The organism is Enterovibrio calviensis DSM 14347, assembly GCF_000621165.1.
Classification (GTDB): domain Bacteria; phylum Pseudomonadota; class Gammaproteobacteria; order Enterobacterales; family Vibrionaceae; genus Enterovibrio; species Enterovibrio calviensis.
This window is the reverse complement of record NZ_JHZA01000010.1, coordinates 250,895-266,862: the sequence shown is the minus strand read 5'-3', so window position 1 is coordinate 266,862 and position 15,968 is coordinate 250,895. Positions and strand designations below refer to the sequence as shown.

Annotated in this window: 13 protein-coding genes; 6 read left to right on the top strand and 7 right to left on the bottom strand. The window is 47.6% G+C overall.

The features are described 5' to 3' along the window. The first annotated feature begins 181 nt into the window (after positions 1-181). Both Q365_RS0111060 and Q365_RS0111055 read left to right on the top strand, forming a co-directional pair. On the top strand, positions 182-1,447 hold the full coding sequence (locus Q365_RS0111060; protein WP_028023405.1) for an HAAAP family serine/threonine permease: 1,266 nt from the start codon (positions 182-184) through the stop codon (positions 1,445-1,447). Positions 1,448-1,631: 184 nt separating this feature from the next. Beyond that, entirely contained in the window at positions 1,632-2,993 is a 1,362-nt protein-coding gene (locus Q365_RS0111055) for an L-serine ammonia-lyase (protein WP_028023404.1), read from the top strand. Positions 2,994-3,224: 231 nt separating this feature from the next. Here the strand turns inward: Q365_RS0111055 and Q365_RS0111050 are convergent, their stop codons facing one another. From Q365_RS0111050 to Q365_RS25660, 4 genes are all read right to left on the bottom strand, one after another. After that, positions 3,225-3,806: an RNA polymerase sigma factor gene (locus Q365_RS0111050; RefSeq protein ID WP_028023403.1), complete on the bottom strand. Its 582-nt coding sequence runs from the start codon at positions 3,804-3,806 to the stop codon at positions 3,225-3,227. Between the two features lie 334 nt (positions 3,807-4,140). Beyond that, on the bottom strand, positions 4,141-5,364 hold the full coding sequence (locus Q365_RS0111045) for an L-lactate MFS transporter (RefSeq protein WP_028023402.1): 1,224 nt from the start codon (positions 5,362-5,364) through the stop codon (positions 4,141-4,143). Between the two features lie 428 nt (positions 5,365-5,792). After that, on the bottom strand, positions 5,793-6,515 hold the full coding sequence (gene nfsA, locus Q365_RS0111040; RefSeq protein WP_028023401.1) for an oxygen-insensitive NADPH nitroreductase: 723 nt from the start codon (positions 6,513-6,515) through the stop codon (positions 5,793-5,795). Between the two features lie 183 nt (positions 6,516-6,698). After that, the gene (locus Q365_RS25660) at positions 6,699-7,880 is read right to left on the bottom strand and encodes an iron-containing alcohol dehydrogenase (protein WP_035024807.1); all 1,182 of its coding nucleotides are present in this window, start codon (positions 7,878-7,880) and stop codon (positions 6,699-6,701) included. Positions 7,881-8,197: 317 nt separating this feature from the next. Between Q365_RS25660 and Q365_RS0111025 the strand changes: the two genes are divergently transcribed. The 4 genes from Q365_RS0111025 (at position 8,198) to Q365_RS0111005 (ending at position 12,579) form a co-directional block, all read left to right on the top strand. Next, positions 8,198-8,461, top strand: a complete 264-nt coding sequence (locus Q365_RS0111025) for a GrxA family glutaredoxin (RefSeq protein ID WP_028023400.1) — start codon at positions 8,198-8,200, stop codon at positions 8,459-8,461. Positions 8,462-8,688: 227 nt separating this feature from the next. Continuing rightward, positions 8,689-10,374, top strand: a complete 1,686-nt coding sequence (locus Q365_RS0111015) for an aspartate:alanine antiporter (protein WP_028023399.1) — start codon at positions 8,689-8,691, stop codon at positions 10,372-10,374. Positions 10,375-10,555: 181 nt separating this feature from the next. Continuing rightward, positions 10,556-11,230, top strand: a complete 675-nt coding sequence (locus Q365_RS0111010) for a response regulator (protein WP_028023398.1) — start codon at positions 10,556-10,558, stop codon at positions 11,228-11,230. Positions 11,231-11,235: 5 nt separating this feature from the next. Next, a complete protein-coding gene (locus Q365_RS0111005) occupies positions 11,236-12,579 on the top strand; it encodes an ATP-binding protein (protein WP_028023397.1) in 1,344 nt (447 codons plus the stop codon). A gap of 261 nt (positions 12,580-12,840) precedes the next feature. Here Q365_RS0111005 and pgsA read toward each other — a convergent pair whose 3' ends face one another. Genes pgsA through uvrY form a run of 3 tightly spaced genes read right to left on the bottom strand, consistent with a single transcriptional unit; the run spans position 12,841 to position 15,921 of the window. Beyond that, entirely contained in the window at positions 12,841-13,392 is a 552-nt protein-coding gene (gene pgsA / locus Q365_RS0111000; protein ID WP_028023396.1) for a CDP-diacylglycerol--glycerol-3-phosphate 3-phosphatidyltransferase, read from the bottom strand. A gap of 43 nt (positions 13,393-13,435) precedes the next feature. Then, on the bottom strand, positions 13,436-15,262 hold the full coding sequence (gene uvrC / locus Q365_RS0110995; RefSeq protein ID WP_028023395.1) for an excinuclease ABC subunit UvrC: 1,827 nt from the start codon (positions 15,260-15,262) through the stop codon (positions 13,436-13,438). Positions 15,263-15,276: 14 nt separating this feature from the next. Then, the gene (gene uvrY / locus Q365_RS0110990; protein ID WP_028023394.1) at positions 15,277-15,921 is read right to left on the bottom strand and encodes a UvrY/SirA/GacA family response regulator transcription factor; all 645 of its coding nucleotides are present in this window, start codon (positions 15,919-15,921) and stop codon (positions 15,277-15,279) included. Positions 15,922-15,968 lie beyond the last annotated feature (47 nt).

Here is a 15,968-nt window from a genome sequence, read left to right as displayed (position 1 = left end):
TTTAAGTCTTTAAACAGGTTTTTTAAACCCTAAAAAATGCATGTGTACTGAGATCAATTAAATTCGTCGCACGAATTATTATTGCTACAAAAAGTGATCAACATCACTTTTTTAACTGCAAAAATGTAAATAATACGCATCAGATTCAGATCCGTTCCGTATTTTTATTGGTGAATAATTGATGCAAACTCACTCCACCGCAACTTCAAGCGCAGACAAAATGAAGTGGTCAGCGCAAGACACAACTTGGATGCTATCGCTGTTCGGAACAGCTGTAGGTGCAGGTATTCTTTTTCTTCCAATCAATGCAGGCTTAAACGGATTCTGGCCGCTGGTTGCTCTAGCGATCTTGGTAGGCCCAATGACCTACTTCGCTCACCGTGGTTTGGCACGCTTTGTCCTGTCATCTAAAAAACCAGGTAGCGACATCACTGAAGTTGTTGAAGAGCACTTCGGCGCGACAGCGGGTAAACTCATCACTCTGCTTTACTTTTTCGCGATTTACCCAATCGTTCTGATTTACGGCGTTGGTATTACCAACACTGTTGACTCTTTCATGGTTAACCAACTTGGCATGGAATCATTGCCACGTGTTGTTCTTTCTATCGTTCTTATCCTTGGCATGATGTCAGTCATGTTGGCGGGTGAGAAACTGATGTTGAAAGTGACTCAGTTCTTGGTATACCCACTGGTTGCTATCCTACTGTTCATGTCGGTTTACCTGATTCCTGATTGGAACATGTCTGCCCTGCAACAAGTTCCTACCATGGGCGACTTCTGGACGACGATCTGGATTTCAATCCCAGTATTGGTATTCGCGTTCAACCACAGCCCTGCGATTTCTGCTTTCTCTATGGCACAAACGCGTGACTACGGTGATGACGCAGAACGTAAAGCGAAACAAATTCTTGTTCGCACTTCAGGCATGCTGCTTGGCTTCGTTATGCTGTTCGTATTCTCTTGTGTACTGAGCCTAACGCCAGCTGACCTTGCAGAAGCAAAAGCACAAAACCTAGCGGTTCTGTCATACCTTGCGAACAAGCACGAAAGCCCATTCATCTCTTACTTGGGTCCAATCGTTGCATTCGTTGCTATCGTTTCTTCTTTCTTCGGTCACTACATGGGTGCTCGTGAAGGTCTAAACGGTCTCATCATCAAGCAACTACGTTCACGTAACAAAACGGTAAACCTGAAGAAAATCGACATGTTCACCGTATCGTTCGTTATCATCACCAGCTGGATTGTTGCAACCATCAACCCAAGCATTCTGGGCATGATCGAGTCACTAGGTGGCCCAATCATCGCAACGATTCTGTTCATCATGCCGATGTACGCAATCAAGAAAGTACCTGCAATGCAAAAGTACGGTGGCAAAGCGAGCAACATCTTCGTGACCTTCATGGGTCTAGTAGCGATTTCAGCGATTATGTACAGTTTCGTATCGTAATAAATCGTGTAGAATAGCGCGAAAAGAAAGAGCAGGATGCCGACTACGCATCTTGCTCTTTTTGCTTTCCTTTCCTGAGCCACGGAATGAACGGCTCGCAGAATGTCACCTCCACGGATGGATACAACGAATTAATCCAAATGCCCGTCTATGTAGACCACGGGCATTGACTGAGGTATGACACATGATCAGCGTTTTTGATATCTATAAAATCGGCGTAGGCCCATCAAGCTCGCACACTGTTGGCCCAATGAAAGCCGGTAAATCATTCATCGACGATCTACGCAGCATGGAAAAACTGCGTGACGTAACCAAGATCACTGTTGATGTATATGGTTCATTGTCTTTGACGGGTAAAGGCCACCACACTGATGTTGCTATCATTATGGGTCTTGCTGGTAACTCGCCAGAGCACGTAGATATCGACAGCATTCCAGGCTTTATTGCCCGCGTAGAAGAATCTGAGCGCTTGCCTGTTGGCATGCACTGCCACACTGTGGATTTCCCACGTGAAGGCGGCATGAACTTCCACAACACCAATTTGCCAATGCACGAAAACGGCATGCAAATTCACGCGTGGAACGGTGAAGAAAAGATCTACACCAAAACCTACTACTCTATCGGCGGTGGTTTCATCGTTGATGAAGAGAACTTCGGCAAAGAAGACAACAACAAAATCAAAGTTCCTTACGATTACAACAACGCGGAAGAGTTGCTAGCACATTGTAAAGAAACCGGTTTGTCTATCAGTGCAGTCGTGATGGCAAACATGCGTGCAATGCACTCTGAAGACGAAATTCAAACGTACTTCGGTAACATCTGGCGCACCATGCGCGAGTGTTTAGACCGTGGTATGAGCAACGAAGGCGTACTGCCTGGTCCACTACGTGTACCACGTCGCGCAGCAGCACTTCGCCAACAGCTTATTGCGTCTGAGAAATTCTCAAACGACCCAATGGCAGTGGTTGACTGGGTAAACATGTTTGCGTTTGCCGTGAACGAAGAAAACGCCGCCGGTGGCCGTGTTGTTACAGCACCAACGAACGGCGCATGTGGCATCATTCCAGCGGTATTGGCGTACTACGACAAGTTCATCCAGAACGTTGGCCCACGTGAATACATCCGTTACTTTGCGGTATCAGGCGCGATTGGCGGCCTTTACAAGCAGAACGCATCTATCTCTGGCGCTGAAGTCGGCTGTCAGGGTGAAGTCGGCGTAGCGTGTTCAATGGCTGCTGCAGGTCTTGCTGAGTTGATGGGCGGTAGCGCACAACAAGTGTGTATCGCTGCAGAAATCGGCATGGAACACAACCTAGGCCTAACCTGTGACCCGGTTGCTGGCCAAGTACAAGTTCCTTGTATCGAGCGTAACGGCATCGCAGCAATGAAAGCGATCAACTCAACGCGTATGGCACTTCGCCGTTCGTCTGAGCCACGCGTTTCATTGGACAAAGTTATCGAGACCATGCTGGAAACCGGTAAAGACATGAACGCGAAATACCGCGAAACGTCTCAAGGCGGCCTAGCAATCAAAGTGATTTGCTAATCAACTCTGCTCGTTAATAAAAGCGAGCGGCTATCTGAACGCCCGCTTTGCTTAACGCAGACAAAAGAAAACCGCCAGCTGGCGGTTTTCTTTTAGTGAGTTACTCATATTCTTATACCGATCGGATTAAGAAGGTGGTCATTAATTTGTGTTGGGAAAATCATCAATAACTCATGTCGCTATTGTCGATTCTAACCATCCAAAATAGCCAAACTCTTAATCTCATTGGTATTAAGCCATCGCAAGTAACCCCTCTTCTCTCGACACGTGCTTTTCAGCCGCATCAATGGCTCGGTAAAGGCGCATTTTCGTCGCGCTTAAACCTAACCCTAGAACATTACTGATCTCTTCTAGAGACAGGTCATGCTCAAACCGGAGAACAAGAATTTCTTGTGCCGGTTTCGCCAAGGATTTCACAGTCTGGGAGATTCCCTCGTCTGTGGTAACAGGGCATTTTTCCTCGCTGCCCGGTTCTTCTTGCGTTTCTTCAGAAACGAAGCGCTTCGCGTGAGTAGCACGCTTTTTCAAGTAGCTTCGGCATTGATTGTCTGCAATGGCATAGAGCCAACTTCTGAAAGCAGCTTCGCCGCGATAGGCATGGATGTAACGGAAACTCCGCACTAAGGTTTCTTGCAATACGTCATCCGCATCGTAAGGACAACCTAACCAAGCCATGCATCGACGATGTAATGGCGACAAGTAGCAAGCGACCAATTGGTCGAAGTAATTGCGAGCTAATGGATGCTCCGCCTGAATCTTTGCTATTTGTTCACGCTCACTGTTATTAGAACAGGTTGAATCCACTGAATGCATGTTAATACCCTCCTGGTATTCGAGTGGTGAACACAACCTAGCCAATGCGAGACCAACAATCAAACAGTGTTTTCTATCCAAAAACGCACAAAAAGCACCCAAAAACGCAAACAGGTCATACCACAGATAATGAACAGTGTTTTATTTTCAGTCACTTATCAGTATTTATTCAGAACAACGTACAATATCGATAAAAATCATCAGTATTTATCTTGTCTCACGAATTCTCACCGTTGGAACACAATATTAAATACGGACACTGGTCTGACCATATTTCAGACATAAAAAAACCCGCTCAATGAGCGGGTTTCAGTAACCTTGTTAACGCTTTGCGTTACGCGGTAACAGCTTGTGTGTCTTGTGCTTGCACTTTAACAGGCTTAGTCACCAGAGACAGAACAACCGCCACACCCAGCATTGCTGCACAGATGGTGTAGGCCATAACGTAGTTACCCGTCATGTCTACCGCAGTCGCTGCAACAACAGGACCAATGAAGCCACTTACACCCCAAGCGGTGTAAAGCACGCCGTAGTTACCACCGTAGTTTTTCAAACCGTAGTAATCAGCAGTGATAGATGGGAATACCGCTAGAAGCGTACCGTAGCCAACACCCGCAACCGCTGCACCCACCATCAAGGTGAACTCAGTGTTGTACGTTGCAAACATCATCATGTTGATGCCTTGCATGATGAAAGCAATCATCAGTGTTTTCAGACCGCCAATCTTGTCAGAAAGGATACCCGCAACAACACGACCACCTGAGTTGAAGATTGACAGAACAACAACCAAGAAAGCCACTTGCGTCAGATCAGACTGGTTGATGGCGATAGAAGTAATGTTGCCGATAACCATCAGACCTGCAGAAGATGCCAGTGCATACATCAGCCACAAAGAGTAGAACTGAGGTGTTTTCAGCATTGCACGCCATTTCATGTCTGCTTCACCCGCACCGCTTTTAGCCACATAGCCAGCTGGCGCTTCAGGTACATAATCAGCAGGTGGGTTGTTGATGGTGCAAGCCAAAGGCACAGCAAGAACCAAAATACCCACACCCAGAATCAGGAAGCTCGTGTTTACGCCGTACGTGGTGATCAGCATAGATGTTAGCGGTGCAAGGTAAACCGCAGCCAAACCGAAACCTGCAGCGATAAGACCGTTAACCAAGCCTTTCTTAGAAGGGTGGAACCACTTCATTGCTGCTGGAGCAAGACACGCGTAACCGAAGCCGATACCGCAACCCGTGATAACACCAAAGCTTAGTAGCAGTGTCATTGGAGTCGTTGCAAAGCTAGACACGATCATGCCAAGACCGACCATGATGGTACCAAGGATCAACACTTTACGTGGACCCATGCGGTCTTGCAGATTACCCGCCACTAGAAGAGACAGCGCAAAACAGATAGTTGCGACGGTGTAAGGCATAGAAGCGTCAGCGTTTGTCCAACCTTGCTCTACCAAAGACTGTTTGAATACAGACCATGCGTACAGAATACCTATACACATATTGATAAAGAAACCGGCAGCTAGAACGCCCGCAGCTTTGTTCAGTTTTTTCATGTTACGACTCAATAAAATCACGAGTAAGAGGTGTCGCTGGAAAAACCCAAAGTCAAAGACCTAACAACGTCACCCAAGAACAGCCAAATCGCTTTAATGCCATGACTTTAAACGCCATATCGACCAAAACGACTCAACTCCATAAATTATTTTTGGTATTTCTCAAATCGAGTGAGAAGAACCAAAGCGCGCGGAGTCTATCAAGGATTCAGAGCGTGATCAAAATCTACTTTTGTTTAACGCGAAAAAAGTTTTTCCCGCGGTCAAAAAACCAACAGCAGAAGCGGTGGGCAGGATGAAATACGGGGGGAGAAAATCGCCCTAACCCCTTATAAACACTGGGTAGAGCGAGGAAATGAATTGTTACATCTTGCAATGTGTTAACACGAGTAGACCAAAAAGTTACCAGTTCGTATCGGATGAAAATGCTACTTAATGTCAAAGCCTTTGCTTTGCAGAAAATCGTGCATAAAAGGACGTGATTCTTTTTCTAGCGTCGCAGAAATCTGCTCACTCCAACTCATGGTCTTGTTTCCTCCCGTGCGGGTCAAATAATACTCGCGCACTTGGGCGTCATATTCAGCCAGTCGCGCTTTATCCATCAGTTGGTACGCATCGGTATGAACAATCAATTCCGCTGGCAATCGCGGCTTTACTTCAGGATCTTGTGCGGGGTACCCCAAGCACAATCCGAACAATGGAATAACCTGCTCGGGTAACTGAAGCAGTTCACTGACTTTTACAGGGTTGTTACGAAGCCCACCAATGTATACGCCCCCTATTCCCATCGATTCAGCCGCGGTTAATGCGTTCTGCGCCATCAAGGCTGTATCTACCGCGCCGATCAAGGTCTGCTCGGCAAACCCAACCAGCGCATCCGGCTTAATCTGTAAGTGTCGATTAAAATCAGCGCAGAACACAAAGAACTCGGCGGCGTCAGCTACATACGGCTGATTGCCCGCGTATTCGGCGAGCAGCGCACGCTTTCGTTTGTCGATAACACGAATGATGCTTGTGCACTGAATAAAGCTGGAACTCGACGCCGCACGCGCACAATCAATAATGACATTGCGCTGCTCATCAGAAATCGGCGTACTTTCGAATTTTCTTATCGAACGATGGGCGAGAAGCGTCTCTATCACTGCATTCATGGTATTTCTTCCTTTTTAACGACGCGACAAGTGAAGACTCAAGTAACACTCGCTGAACCCGGCACCTTCAGGTTGCTTGCGTATCTGTTGATTTGGCTGCGCGGATAAACCTAGTGGCTATGTTATTCACGAGCGTGTGAAAAAATCAAAGCAGACCACGAGGGGTCTGCTTTGCATCACATATCAATAGGGGTCGGCGCTTTCAGCAAGATCGGACGATTGACAGACACGATGGAGAATATGAAGCAAGCGTTGCTCACTCAAAGGAAGCGGGTTGCCTTTAATGGAACTTGAACGAAGTGCAGACGCTGCAACCTGCTCAAATAAGGTGTCGCAAAGACCCAGTGAAGGCAAAGAACAGAGATCCAACCGTTTCAATGTACGCTGCACCCACACAATGCCATCACTCGGCTCTGCATTGTGGCGCCCTGTGAGAATGCAGGCTAATTGCCGATATCGATTTAACAGGCTCATTCTTCCGGCTTCACGCGCCGCCAGAATATTCTCTGCCATGACATAAGGCGCAAGCTGCGCGGTGATCGCACCATGTGGTGCATCAAGCACGGCACCCAACGCTGCTGCCAACCCATGCGCCGCGCCCAGCTTGCCGTTCGACTGCGCCATGCCACCCAACATAGAAGCAAACGCCATGTCTGCCCTCGCCTTCGGATCGTCATCTTCACAGGCATGAATGATGGCAGGCGCGAGTCGGCGTAGCCCTTCTTCACACACCATATCAGTCAGCGGGTTTGGGTCACCGCACACATACGCTTCCATTAAATGCGTGAAAGCATCCATCCCGCAGCGAGCTGAAACGTCTTTACTGGTGCCGTAAGTTAATGTTGGGTCAATGATGGCCACATCAGGGATCAAATCTGGGCTTCGAATCGCGGCCTTTACGTTCTCCTGCGCAGAGATCAACACCGCGTTGCGTGTCACTTCAGACCCTGTCCCAGCGGTTGTAGGAATGGCGATACACGGCAGTGGTTTTGCGGTGAGTGGCAACGAGCGCCCCACCACTTCAACGTAGTCATAAACACTGCCTTGATTAGGAATTAACGCCGAGAGTGCCTTGCCCACATCCATCACACTGCCACCACCAATCGCGATGATCATGTCAGGCTTGAACAATCGCCCTAATGCTGCCATTTCTTCCACCATGGCAATCAAGGGTTCATCGTGAACGGCCAGTTGTTGAAAACGTAAGTTTTGTTGTTTGAGGTAACCAAGAAGCGGCGCTGCACGTTGCTCATCTCGCCCTGTCACGACCAGGGCGCTATATCCATAGTTGTTTAATAAAGAGAAAGAATTGTTGAGCGCACCTTCACCAAAAATAATCCGTGTCGCTGTCATAAACTGAAACATGGAACCTCCTCAATGATACATCTCGTACTAGCTTCGCTCAGGTGATAGATAGGTAAATTGATGCAGCGCAGGGAAGTGAATATCCAGCCTGCTTGTTTTAAACATGTGTTGCACCAATCACATACCAACAACGCACTGATTGGCGGCGAGCAACAAACCTAAAATCGCTTTGATAGATTTTATCGATGGGAATAAAAGGCAAAACCTTCTTTTAACTTACGATCGCATCAGGCATAGTTTGCACAAGTCAGATGATGAAGCGCATGGATGTGAACGGCGCCATCTCAAAAAATCAATAATTAATAGGATCGTATATTATGTTCGTAGTTATTTTTGGTCGTCCTGGTTGCCCATTCTGTGTGCGTGCGAAAGATCTGGCAGACAAACTGAAAGAAGATCGTGACGATTTCAACTACCGCTATGTCGACATTCATGCAGAAGGCATCAGCAAAGCTGACCTTGAGCAAACCGTGGGTAAACCAGTAGAAACTGTGCCACAAATCTTCGTTGACCAAGATCACGTCGGTGGTTTTACTGAGTTTGAAGCTTACGCAAAAGCAAACTTGGGTCTTTACGAGTAAACGCCCAACAAGCACTGTTTTGAAAGCCAGCCTCGCGCTGGCTTTTTTGTTTTTAAAATCAGCCAAATAGCCGTGCTTTGATGGCGATTTACGCCGTTATGCTGAGAGCCTGACAAACACTTGAAATAAAATGCCATTTTAGCTGTAAGTTTCCATTACATTTGACGTTAAATGCGTATAATACCCGCCCAGAAATTCTCCTTCCTCCCGCTGCGGATAATGGTTCAGTGAACATAGACGTCAACAATCTGCTCGTTCAAAACGACATACTTTTACTCTTCGTCGTATTGGCGATTGGCCTCACCATCGGCAAGATCCGTATTGGTGGTTTTCAGTTTGGTAATTCCATTGGCGTACTTGTCACGGCATTGAGCTTTGGTCATGCAGGCTTTTCATTTAGCCCAGAAGCACTGAACATCGGCTTTATGCTGTTCATCTTTTGTGTGGGTATTGAAGCTGGGCCTAACTTCTTCGGAATATTCTTCCGCGACGGTAAATCCTATTTAATTCTCGCCTTCACAGTGCTCGCCGCATCGGTAGGTATCACGCTGCTTATGCGATACCAGTTTGGTGTCGATAGCAGTATTGCCACAGGCATGATGGCGGGAGCCATGACCGCCACACCCGTGCTGGTAGGTGCAAAAGATGCGCTCAATGCCGGTCTGGCTGGTGTGAACTATTCTCCACAAGAAATTGCATCGATGATCGACAACTTAAGTGTCGGTTATGCCTTGGCATACCTTGTGGGCTTAGTCAGCTTGATATTGCTGGCGAACCTGATGCCAAAGCTGCAAAAAGAAAACCTTGAGCATTCAGCCCAGCAAATCGCCATGGAGCGCGGCTTAGGGGATTCGGCCCACCGCAAAGTCTATCTGCCCATCATTCGCGCCTATCGCGTGGGGCCGGAACTGATTAACTGGGTAGATGGTCGTAACCTTCGTGAGTTGGGCATTTATCGCCAAACGGGTTGCTACATTGAGCGCATTCGGCGCAACGGCATTTTGGCTAACCCAGACGGCGACGCTATTTTGCAAGAAGGCGATGAAATTGCATTGGTGGGTTACCCTGATAGCCATGCGCGTCTCGACCCTTCATTCCGTAACGGTAAAGAAGTATTCGACCGCGATTTGCTTGACCTTCGCATTGTTGAAGAAGAGATCGTGGTAAAGAACGACGCCATCATAGGCAAACGTCTTTCAGATCTGAATTTGTCTGAATACGGCTGTTTCCTTAACCGCGTTGTGCGTGCACAAATCGAAATGCCGATGGACCACAATATCTTGCTATCAAAAGGCGACGTATTGCAGGTCAGTGGCGAGAAGCGCCGAGTCATGGGATTAGCGGAACGAATCGGTTTTATCTCGATTCACAGCCAAGTTTCAGACATGTTAGCGTTCTGTTCGTTCTTCATTTTCGGGTTGATATTCGGTCTGATCACCATGACCTTCGGCCAAATGACACTCGGACTCGGTAACGCTTCTGGCTTGTTGATTGCCGGTATTTTGCTTGGCTTCCTCCGTGCCAACCACCCTACCTTTGGTTATGTGCCTCAGGGCGCAATCAACATGGTCAAAGAACTGGGTTTGATGACCTTCATGGTCGGTGTGGGCTTGAGCGCAGGTGGAAACCTGTGGGAATACCTACAGCAAATGGGCTTCACCATCATGTTTGGTGCGTTAGCGGTCAGTGTGGTTCCCGTGATCCTCGCGTATTTGGTCGGCGCTTACATTTTGAAGATGAACCGCGCATTATTGTTTGGTGCCATCATTGGCGCTCGTACTTGCGCCCCTGCAATGGACATGATTAACCAGCATGCTCGCAGCACCATCCCTGCATTAGGCTATGCCGGCACCTATGCCATCGCGAATGTACTCTTAACGTTCGCGGGTACGCTATTGGTCATCCTCACTTAATTCGATCGCATTCTCGGTCAACAAGTCAGCCACTATTCAGCGAACAGCGTTAAACTGTTCGCTGAATCATTTCATCAAATCCCATTTTTTATTGATGACATTTACGCTTTGCCAAAGAACCTGACTCTCTCATAAGGTTCCCAGCGCCAAAACAACGGTACCCACGTATAGGAATCTCATTATGCGAATTCTGATTGTCGAAGACGATCCCTTATTGAGTCATCACCTAAAAACAGAGCTGCAAGAGCTCGGCAATCAAGCTCATTGTGCCAGCACCGCCAATGAAGGCCTTCACATTGCCAAAGACTACCCCAATGACATCGCGATTGTGGATTTAGGCCTCCCCGATAGAGACGGTATTAGCCTGATTAAAGACATTCGTGATGCAGGCATTCGCACGCCTATCCTAGTACTAACCGCGCGCGCAAATTGGCAAGATAAAGTCTCTGCGTTAGACGCGGGTGGCGACGACTACCTCGTTAAACCCTTTCAAAAAGAAGAGTTAGTGGCGCGTTTGAACGCGTTAGTGCGCCGCAGTGCAGGCTTTGTAAAACCTGAAATCAAAGCGGGTGATATTGTGCTCGACTTGCTGGCGAAAAAGGTCACCGTCGATGACAAATCTCTCGACCTAACCGCGTTCGAATATGATTTGTTGGAATACATGGTTCGCCATAATCGCCAAGTTGTGTCTAAGCACCGCCTATTAGACGTGCTTTACCAAGATCAAGAAGGCGACCCGAATACCATCGAAGTCATGATGAGTCGCCTACGCAAGAAACTCGCGCAAGCCGGACAAGAAAACCCGATTTCAACCATTCGTGGTCAGGGCTATATTTTCGAACTGCAGGTAAGTTAACCCATATGGCAGCCAAGATTTCTTCCCCGATCCACAAACGCGTGATCTCTACGTCGATTGGCATTATTTTGGTGTTTTCCGTCGCGGTTGGCGTCTTACTGAATCAGCTGTATGTGCAGAACTACTCTGCACTCTATGCCGCTGATTTGGTGTCTGCTGTGCCTGACATTATTCGCGAATTGCGCCAAGACAAGCCTTTGAAACGCAAAGGCGATTTTATTGAAACGCAAGATACCGTGACAAACCCGCATTACCTTTCCTTCATTTGCAGCAAAGAACAAGACATTATCTGGATGTCTTCTGAAGCAAGAAAGGCAAAGCTTGATGATATCTGTCGCCATATTCCTACCGACATCCCAGAACTTGATCTGGTTTACTATCAAGAGAGTCCCTACGCTGTTCACACCATTTCTGGCGCGACACATGGCATAGAAGAACACTTTTTTGTTTTGCGCAATGTCGAAACTCAAGTTGAAAAATTCGCCATATTGAAGCGTAAAACGTGGTTCTACGTGGCACTGTTGTTTGTTGGTGCAACAGGGTTGCTGTATGCCGCTTCTTACTGGAGTTTCAGCCCGCTGCGTAAGCTCGCCGGAGAGCTGAACGAAATCGCCGAATCTCGCCGAGAAAAGCTTGATGAAGACTACCCGCCAGAGCTTGAAGACGTCACCGATGCCCTTAACCGCATGATCACTTTGCGAAAAGCGCAAACTCAACGCTATCGTCATGCCATGGATGATCTCGCCCACAGTCTGAAAAGTCGTTTAGCGGCAACCAATGCACTGCTGGATGACGGCACGTTAGAGCGCGACATCATGAGTAAGCGCATCGTCGAGCAAGTCAGTCAAATGGATGACATGGTCCAATATCAGCTCAAACGCGCACTGCTAGGCCAACAAGGGCTCATGCGAGAAAATACCTTGTTACAGCCTCAAGTAGACAGTTTAACTGGCATGTTCATTAAGATTTATGGCGATAAACCCGTTGAAGTAATCACTGATTTCAAAAGGCTATCTTCCCTGCCGCTCAACAAAGCTGACTTAACCGAGTTGCTGGGTAATTTGCTGGAAAATGCATTCCGTTATTGCATTAGCCAAGTTCGCATTCGCACGGAAGAGAGCGCAGACAGCTACTTGCTGATCATTGAAGACGATGGCCCAGGCGTTCCTGAAACCTATCGCGATTCGATTTTCCAACGTGGTGTTCGCGCTGATCAGTTAAACCCTGGCACGGGCATTGGCCTTGCAGTGTGTGACGATATTGTTCAAAGCTATGAAGGCGCAATCTCGGTGGTCGCGTCAGACCTTGAGGGTGCAGCGTTTATCATGCGCTTTCCGAAGCACCGCTAGTGTGTTGAAGGAAGGCAATACTAGAGCCCATGACTCGGTTTTAGCTTTAAGGTTCTAGGTTCTAGGTTCTAGGTTCTAGGTTCTAGGTTCTAGGTTCTAGGTTCTAGGTTCTAGGTTCTAGGTTCTAGGTTCTAGGCCCTAAAGTTTGGGCGCTAAATTCACGTAAGCCTCAATATTAAAAACAAAAAAAGGCCGCATTCTCATGCGGCCTTTCTTTTAAATTCTGTATTCACATCTGCAGCGTACTGCTCTGCTGCTCAATTAATCGGCGTTAAGCAAATCGTCTTTGGCAGCGCGTAAGTATTGGTACATCGACCAGTAAGTCAAACCCGTCGCGACATATAGCGATGCATAGCCAATGTAGATAATGATGTCATTATCGTGCCAAAGCAGCATGGTTAATGCGAACATTTGCGTTGCGGTTTTGAATTTACCTACCCAAGAAACAGCAACACTGGCGCGTTTTCCCAGTTCCGCCATCCACTCACGCAGTGCAGAAATGATCACTTCTCGTGCAATCATTGTCGCAGCAGGAATCGTTACCCACACCGAATGGTAATACTCAGCAATCAGTACTAACGCAATCGCCACCATGACCTTATCGGCTACGGGGTCAAGAAATGCGCCAAACCGAGTGGTTTGATCAAGAGAACGAGCCAGATACCCATCAAGCCAATCTGTAAAACCGGCGATAACGAAGATCAAGGCAGCGGCAAAAGCCGACCATTCGTAAGGCAAATAGAACGCGACTACAAAAACGGGAATTAATGCGATGCGTATAAGGGTCAGGATAATGGGGATATTCAGTCGCATAGTTCTTATTATTTATGAGTGTCGCCGTTATGGTGCTTGAAAGTCACTGCTGTTGCAATGAGGAATGAATCTTCTCGGCTAAAACTCGGCTAATTCCGGGCACTTTGGCTATTTCTTCAACAGAAGCACGCTTAAGTTCCTGAATTCCGCCCAAGTATTTTAACAAAGCTTGTCTGCGCTTTGGCCCAACTCCTTCGATTTCTTGCAACACACTGCTTTTTCGCACTTTTGCACGTTTTGCTCTGTGGCCGGAAATTGCGTGATTATGGCTTTCATCTCGAATGTGTTGAATCAAATGAAGCGCGGGAGAATCCGACGGCATAGAAAACTCTTCACCGGTAACTTTAATCAACGTTTCAAGCCCTGGGCGACGTGTGGTGCCCTTGGCAACCCCCAACATGAGCGGATGCCTTGGCCACTCTTCCAAAAGCGGCTCTACCACTTCCCACGCTTTATTTAACTGCCCTTTACCACCATCAATAAGAATGATGTCAGGGATCTTATCTGGGTCGGTTTGCTTGCTGTATCGACGCTCAAGCACCTGAGCCATTGCGGCATAGTCATCGCCGCCCGTTATGCCCGTGATGTTGTAACGTCGGTACTCTTGCTTTACAGGGCCATCTTGGTTGAACACCACGCACGAAGCGACCGTCTGCTCCCCCATCGTGTGACTAATATCAAAACATTCCATACGCTTAATTGGCTCAAGGCTCAATACTTCTGCCAAGACAGAGAAGCGATTATGGATGGTCATCTTCTGGTTAATTTTGGTCGTTAATGCCGTCGCCGCATTGGTTTGAGCCAGCTTCAGGAAACGCGCTCTTGCGCCACGAGGCTTACTTTGCAGGCTCACTTTTCTGCCCGCAATCTCAGAAAGTGCGGTCGCAAGTGACTCACTTTCATCGCCCAAATCTTGCCCCAGCAACAAGCTGGTTGGAATGGTGCGCCCTTCGGCCTGATTGAAATAGAATTGGCTAACAAAGCTGGATACCAGTTCAATCACATCCGTATTGGCTGGCATTTTCGGGAAATAACTTCGGCTCCCCAACACCTTGCCCTGACGCAAGAACAGAACGTGGATACAGGCAATGCCATTTTCGATAGAGACGCCAATCGCGTCCAAGTCATCTTCACTGTTTTGCGAAACGAATTGTTGCTCTTGCACACGACGCAATGACTGAATTTGATCGCGGTATTCTGCGGCTTTTTCAAAAGCGAGAGACTTACTCGCCGCTTCCATTTTTTCCACCAGCGACGCTATCACTTGTCGGTCTTTGCCCTGCAGGAACAACCGTGTGAAATTGACCTGTTCGGCATAGTCATCGTCAGAAATAATACCGCTAACACATGGCCCTGAACATCGGCCGATTTGATACATCAAACATGGGCGAGAACGGTTGGCATACACCGAATCTTCACACTGGCGAACAGGGAATATTTTCTGCAACAGATACAAGCTCTGTCTCACCGCGCCCGCATCTGGGAACGGGCCAAAGTATTCGCCTTTACGCTTTTTAGCGCCACGATGAATCGACAAACGAGGATGTTTACTGGCAGAAAGGAAAATGTACGGATACGACTTATCATCACGCAGCAAGACGTTGTAACGCGGCAAATGCTGCTTGATAAGATTGTGTTCGAGAATGAGTGCTTCTGTTTCGCTGTGAGTGATCGTGACTTCGACATTGGCGATATTTTTCACCAGTGCACGCGTCTTCTCCCCCACTACATTGGCGCGAAAGTAGCTAGAAAGTCGCTTTTTCAGCGACTTTGCTTTACCGACGTAAATGATCTCACCGGAGTCGTCCATCATTCGATAGACGCCCGGTTTGTCTGAGACGGTTTTTAGAAAATTTTTGGCATCAAACACAGCAAATAGATTACTTAGAGAGCTTCTGTGTCTAGCATACCATGGCGAATTGCCAAATGGGTCAGTTCAACGTCACCATTGATACCTAGCTTACTAAACAAGCGGTAACGGTAACTGTTGACCGTTTTCGGGCTGAGGTTCAATTGCTCAGAAATATCTGTCACCTTCTGCCCCTTGGTAATCATCATCATTATCTGAAGCTCACGCTCAGACAGATTCTTGAAAGGGTTCTCAGCATCAGGTGTGAATTGACTCAATGCCATTTGTTGAGCGATTTCAGGCGAAATGTAGCGCTGACCGCTATTCACTGCGCGGATCGCATTGACCATTTCGTTCGCACCAGCGCCTTTCGTCAGGTAACCAGCGGCACCAGCCTGCATGACTTTGGTTGGAAATGGGTTTTCTGTATGAATAGTAAGAACAATAATCTTAGCATCTGGGTTATAGCGAAGGAGCTTACGCGTCGCTTCTAAACCACCAATGCCAGGCATGTTCATGTCCATCAAGATAATGTCCGCATGATTGCTACGACACCACTTGACTGCTTCCTCACCGCTTTCGGCTTCCCCTACCACTTTTACACCACGTTCGTCTTCAAGAAGACGACGTATCCCTGTGCGAACCAGCTCGTGATCATCTACAAGGAAAACACTAATCAAGCTTGTTTCTCCACTATGATTTTGGCTCGCCATGCGCCAGTATGGCG